The following is a 5,561-nucleotide window of genomic DNA, read 5'->3' on the forward strand; positions in this document are numbered from 1 at the left end:
CCCCGTACCTGGACGCCGACGTGCAGCTCGCCGCGGTGGTCGGTGGGCCTGCCGTCGGCGTCCAGGTACGGGGTCAGCAGGGCGGCCGTCTGGGCGGGGAACTCCATCACGCCGTCGAGGAACACCTTCGCGGTGGTCAGGCGCAGCGCGGCCGGTCCGGCGTACCGGGTACGGATGTCCCGCAGGAACTCGGCCGCCTCGCGGGGCTTCGCGGCGAGGCCGGCGTCGATCACCAGGGCGGGGGTGATGCGCTGGGGGAGCAGGCCCTTGGCCATCAGGGCGGCGTAGGTACGGACGCTGCCCTCGTCGCTGGAGGCGTCCAGGAACGACGTGATCCCGGCGGCCAGCAGCGCATCCGCCATCCTGGCCTGCGCGGCTTCGAGACGCTCCGCGCTCGGGGGCGGGATCACCCGGGAGACCAGGGCCTGCGCGTCGTCCTTGAACAGGCCGGTCGGCTCGCCCGCACGGTCGCGGACGATCCGGCCGCCCGGCGGGTCGGGGGTGGTGCGGTCGACGCCCGCGAGAGCGAGCGCCCGGGTGTTGACGAGGCTGTTGTGGAAGTCCGAGCCCTGGAGATAGACCGGCCGGCGCGTGTTCAGCGCGTCGAGCAGCGTCCGGTCCGCGACCGTGCCGGCGGGCAGCAGGCCGACCGGGTTCCAGTCGGTCACCTGGAGCCAGCCGTCCGGCTCCTGCTCCGCCGTCGCGTCCAGCATCTCCTGGAGCCGGGCCCGGAATTGAGGGACCGTCAGGCTCTCGTTGCGCAACGACGGGTTGAGGGACTGGGCGGCGGCAGCGAGAGGGTGCATGTGCCCGTCCTGGATGCCCGGCATCACGGTGCCGCCGCGCGCGTCGACGATCACCGTACGGGGCCCGGTACGGCGGCGGATCTCCGCGTCGGAGCCCACCGCGAGGATCCTCCCGTCACCGCCGACGGCCACCGCCTGCGCGCAGGGGCCCGACCCGGTGAACACTCTGCCGTTCACGACAGCGGTCGCGGCCCGGCCGGTGGCCGCCCGCGCCGGCGTCGCCACCGCGAGCGCGCCCGCACCGGCCGAGGCCAGGAACGTACGCCGCCGCAGCGGCCCGTGCTGCTCGCAGGCGTCCGACTTCTGGCAGGTGTCCGACTTCTCGATGGCGTCCGACATCTCACCACTCCTCACATCGCGGCCGGTGTCGCCGGTAGGCTGAGTGATTAAGTCCTTAACCACAAGCGGCAGTTGGGGCGCGTATGACGAGTTCACGCGCCTGGCGGCGGCCCACACTCGGCGCCGTCGCCGTACGCGCCGGAGTCTCCGCGGCCACCGTGTCCAACGCCCTCAACGGCACCGGCCGCCTCTCCGAGGACACCCGGCGCCGTGTCCTGGCCGCCGCCCGCGACCTCGGGTACGCCCCGGCCGGCACGGCCCGCGCCCTCGCCCGCGGCGCCACCGGGGTCCTCGGCCTGACCATGACCACCTACGGCGACCTCCCCGTCCCGTACACCGCGATCCCGTACTACGCCGACCTGACCCTGGGCGCCCTGGCCGCCGCCCACGAACGCGGCTACCTCCTCCTCGCCCTGCCCAACTCCATGTCGCCCTGGATGTGGCTCACCACCCCCATGGACGGCGTCATCCACGTCGAACCCCGCGCCGACGACCCCGTCCGCGCCATCCTCCGCGAGCGCGGCATCCCCATGGTCAGCGAGGGACGCCCGCCCGTACCCCACCACGGCGACGCCTGGGTCGACGCCGACACCCCAGCGGGCGTCCACCGCCTCCTGGACCACCTCGCCGACGCCGGCGCGCGGCGCATCGGACTCGCCCTGCCGGTCCACGACGACGCGTACCCGCAGCTGGCGGCGCAGGCGTACCGGACCTGGTGCGCGCGACGCCACGCGCCCGCCCTGATCGAGGAGTTCACGCCGCACGACTACCCCACGGGCGAACAGGAAGCGGTCGACCGCCTCCTCGACCGCACCCCCGACGCCGTGATCGGCCTCTACACCGACTCGGGCCACACGATCCTGTCCGCCGCCCACCGCCGCGGCCTGCGCGTCCCCGAGGACCTCCTCGCGGCCTGCGTCAGCGAGGACCCCGCCTACGCCACGACCACCCCGCCCGTCACCACCCTCACCCTCCGCCCCGACCTCCTCGGCAGCGAAGCGGTCGACCTCCTGCTCGCGGTCATCAACACCCGCGGCGGAGCGGACCGCCACCGGCTCGTCGAGCCGGTGCTGATACCTCGCCGGTCGACCCGGCGGGGAGCATGACCGTCGGGCGGGGCGGTGCAGGGGGGTGAGCCGCACCGCCCCACCCCACGACCGGTACGACGACAGCTACGCGGCCCCGGCGCCGCTCACCCCGGCCGCGACCCCGTCCTGCCGTCGCCGACCACGACGCGAGGAGCTTCAGCGCGTCCTCGGCAGGGCTCCCGGGCGGCGCGCTGTGTGGACGGTCGACGCGACGGTGAGGCTGCTGCCGCGCACGGCGGTGGACGGGCCGCTGCACCGGGCGCGGGTTCCGGTGCCGACCCGGCGTCAAGTGCTGCGGCACCGCTGGGAGTCGGCCGGCGAGCCGGCGGAGTTTCCGGCGTTCACGCAGGTGATGCGGGCGTTGTCGCGGGAGGTCGCCGGATGGTGGGAGGTGGAGGCGTTGCCGGGGTATCCGGCGTTCACACGACGGTGATCATCGGCTCGGTGAGCCCGTGTGCGGCGTCGACCGGTTGCCCGGTCGTCAGACGGCCGCGTCCTCGGCGACGACCCGCCGGACCGTCCGCAAGGTCGACCGGAGGCTGTCCGGATCGGTCGAGCCGAGTGCGAGGCGCAGCGCCTGGGGCGTGTGCGTCGTGGTGGTGAAGGGCTCGGCCGTGCTCACCGAGATGTGTAGGCGCGCGAGGGTGGCCGTGAGGCGGTCGGCGCGGGCGTCGTCGGGGAGCCTCAGCCAGGTGAAGTACGAGGAGGGGTGGCCGGTCAGCGGCAGCCCCGCCAACTCCTGTGCGGCGATGACCTGCCGGGCCCGGGCGTCCTCACGCTTGCGCGCCTCCAGACGGCTCACCGTCCCGTCGTCCAGCCACCGGCACGCGATCGCCGTCGACAGCGCCGGGGTGTTCCAGGTGGTCGCCCGGATCGCGCGCTCCAGCGCCGCGACCAGGTGGGGCGGGGCAGCGACGAAGCCGACCCGCAGGCCGGTGGCCACGCTCTTGGACAGCCCCGAGACGTACACGGCGAGGTCGGGCGCGCTCGCGGCCAGCGTGGGCGGCGGGTCCTCGGCGAGGTAGGCGTACGTGGCGTCCTCGATGATCAGGACTCCGTGCCGGCGGGCGGTCTCGATCAGCCGGGCGCGGGCGGGCGCCGGCATGATCCAGCCCAGCGGGTTGTGGAGGGTCGGCATCGTGTAGAGCGCCCGTACGGGGCGGGTCGCGCACAGCTTCTCGAAGGCGTCCAGGTCGGGGCCGTGGGCGGCGGCGGGGAGGGGCGCCAGGTCGAGGCGGAACGCCTGCGCGAGGACCTTGAACCCCGGGTAGGTCAGCGCGTCGACCGCGACGACGTCCCCCGGCGCGAGCGCCGCCATCACGGTGACGGCCAGACCGTGCTGGGCCCCGCTGACGACGAGGACCCGGTCCGGGCCGACGGCGAGCCCCCGGTGCCCGAGGTGCCGGGCGATCGACGCCCGGTCCTGGGCGCGCCCCCGGTGCGGCTGGTAGCGCAGCAGCGCGTCCAGCTCCCCGGAGGTGGCCGTCTCCCGCAGGGCCTGCCGCAGGAGGCCGGCCTGCTCGGGCAGGGACGGGTAGTTGAAGTTCAGGTCGACCGCGTCCGTCGCGATGACCTGCTGGTCGATCCCGTGGCCCTCGGGCACCGCGATGTCCCGTACGAACGTCCCCCGGCCCTGCTCCCGGCTGACCAGGCCCATCGCCTCCAGCTCGGCGTACACGCGCGTCGCGGTCACCAGGGCGATGCCCTCGCGGGCGGCGAGCGCGCGGTGGGTCGGCAGCCGGACGCCCGCCGCGAGGCGGCCCGCGCGGATGTCGGACGCGAACGTGTCGACCAGGGCCTTGTACCGGGGTGCCGCCATATGCCGAAGTGTATCCATGACAATTCTTTGACTGTCCTGGTCACCGGTTCCTACCGTCGACACCCTCGCCTACGGAAGGGAACGCCGCCGTGCACATCGCCATTCTCACCTTCGAGGGCTACAACGAACTCGACTCCCTCATCGCCCTCGGTGTCCTCAACCGCGTCAAGGACGACGACTGGAAGGTCACCCTCGCGACCCCCACCCCCAAAGTCACGTCCATGAACGGGGTGGTCGTCGAGCAGATGTCCACCCTCGAGGACGCCTGCGCCGCCGACGCCGTGATCGTCGGGAGCGGGGTCGCCACCCGCGAGGTCGTCGAGAACCCGGCGATCATGGACGTCCTGCGCGGGCTCGACCCCGCCCGCCAGCTCATCGGCGCGCAGTGCTCCGGCGCGCTCGTCCTGGCCCGGCTCGGGCTCCTCGACACCATCCCCGCCTGCACGGACCTGGTCAGCAAACCCTGGGTCGTCGCGGCCGGGGTCGACGTCCTCGACCAGCCCTTCTACGCCGACGACACGATCGCCACCGCCGGTGGCTGCCTCGCCTCCCCCTACCTCGCCGGATGGCTCCTCGCGCGCCTCAAGGGACACGAGGCCGCCGAGAGCGCGCTGCACTACGTCGCGCCGGTCGGGGAGAAGGAGGAGTACGTCGAGCGGGCGTGGCGCAATATCTCGCCGTATCTCCCCGCTCCCGCCCTGACGAGGTGAGCCCCGCGTTAGGGTGACGAGGGGATACGACGAGGGGGGCTCCCGTGCCAGTGGTCCGACGGCGGAGCAGCGGCCCGTGACCCCGGCGCTCCCCCCTCCCTTACGCCGCTGGCTCGGGCTGACCGCGCTCCTCGCGGCCCTCGCCGTCGCCGCCCTCGCGATCCTGTACGCCGGTGACAGCGAACCCAGTAGCGCGGACACCCCGATCTCGACGGCCCTGGAGAAGGCGGGCCCGGGCTGGCGGGACGTCGCCCTGACCGTCGACTTCCTGGGCGAACCCCTCGGCGCCGCGCTGCTGGTGGGCGCCGCCCTGACGGGCTGCCTGGTCCTGCGCCGGCCCCGAGCCGCGCTCCTCGTCATCGCGTCCGTCGCCGCCAGCGTGGCGACGGCGACGCTCCTCAAACATGTCGTGGGCCGCACGATCCACGGCCCCGACAACCTGTCCTACCCCAGCGGCCACACCGCCTTCCTCACATCGCTCGCGCTGGCGGTGGGCCTCCTCACGGCCGGCCGACTAGGTCTGGGCAGACTCCCGGGCCTGACACTGGTCCTGGGCGCCGCCCTGATCGCGGGCGCCGCCATGGGCTGGGCCCAGGTCACCCTGGGCGCGCACTACCCGACGGACGTCCTCGGCGGCTGGTGCACGGCACTGACCACGACACCGGCAACGGCGTGGACCTTGGACGAGGCCCGCCACAGACGCCGCTGACGGCACGGGAGAGGGGAGGAAGCCGACCGGAGCAGCCCACGCCCGAGCCCCCGACGCCCCATGCCCTCGCAGCCGAACGCCCGTCACCCC

6 protein-coding genes are annotated in these 5,561 nt (G+C 74.1%); 4 read left to right on the forward strand and 2 right to left on the reverse strand.

Features of this window, described 5'->3' with window-relative positions; translation table 11 throughout:
• Positions 1-1,145 (reverse strand): amidohydrolase (locus AOK24_RS43135; RefSeq protein ID WP_240554409.1); only part of this gene is annotated, 1,145 nt, incomplete at its 3' end.
• Positions 1,146-1,228: 83 nt separating this feature from the next.
• On the opposite strand from AOK24_RS43135, the gene AOK24_RS43140 reads away from it, so the two are divergent.
• On the forward strand, positions 1,229-2,251 hold the full coding sequence (locus AOK24_RS43140) for a LacI family DNA-binding transcriptional regulator (RefSeq protein ID WP_055725296.1): 1,023 nt from the start codon (positions 1,229-1,231) through the stop codon (positions 2,249-2,251).
• A gap of 25 nt (positions 2,252-2,276) precedes the next feature.
• A complete protein-coding gene (locus AOK24_RS51980) occupies positions 2,277-2,666 on the forward strand; it encodes a hypothetical protein (protein WP_055725297.1) in 390 nt (129 codons plus the stop codon).
• A 48-nt stretch (positions 2,667-2,714) separates the two neighbouring features.
• On the opposite strand, the gene AOK24_RS43150 is transcribed toward AOK24_RS51980, so the two are convergent.
• On the reverse strand, positions 2,715-4,052 hold the full coding sequence (locus tag AOK24_RS43150; protein ID WP_055725298.1) for an aminotransferase-like domain-containing protein: 1,338 nt from the start codon (positions 4,050-4,052) through the stop codon (positions 2,715-2,717).
• Between the two features lie 89 nt (positions 4,053-4,141).
• On the opposite strand from AOK24_RS43150, the gene AOK24_RS43155 reads away from it, so the two are divergent.
• Together AOK24_RS43155 and AOK24_RS43160 are read left to right on the forward strand one after the other, a co-directional pair.
• Complete coding sequence (locus tag AOK24_RS43155) at positions 4,142-4,762, forward strand: DJ-1/PfpI family protein (RefSeq protein WP_055725299.1); 621 nt, start codon at positions 4,142-4,144, stop codon at positions 4,760-4,762.
• Positions 4,763-4,838: 76 nt separating this feature from the next.
• On the forward strand, positions 4,839-5,471 hold the full coding sequence (locus AOK24_RS43160) for a phosphatase PAP2 family protein (protein WP_055725300.1): 633 nt from the start codon (positions 4,839-4,841) through the stop codon (positions 5,469-5,471).
• Positions 5,472-5,561 lie beyond the last annotated feature (90 nt).

Source organism: Streptomyces niveiscabiei, assembly GCF_001419795.1.
Taxonomy (GTDB): domain Bacteria; phylum Actinomycetota; class Actinomycetes; order Streptomycetales; family Streptomycetaceae; genus Streptomyces; species Streptomyces niveiscabiei.

Excerpts from the sequence above, each read along its gene's own strand:
- AOK24_RS43140 (WP_055725296.1), top strand. The coding sequence starts at position 1,229 with ATGACGAGTTCACGCGCCTGGCGGCGGCCCACACTCGGCGCCGTCGCC.
- AOK24_RS43150 (WP_055725298.1), bottom strand. The coding sequence starts at position 4,052 with ATGGCGGCACCCCGGTACAAGGCCCTGGTCGACACGTTCGCGTCCGAC.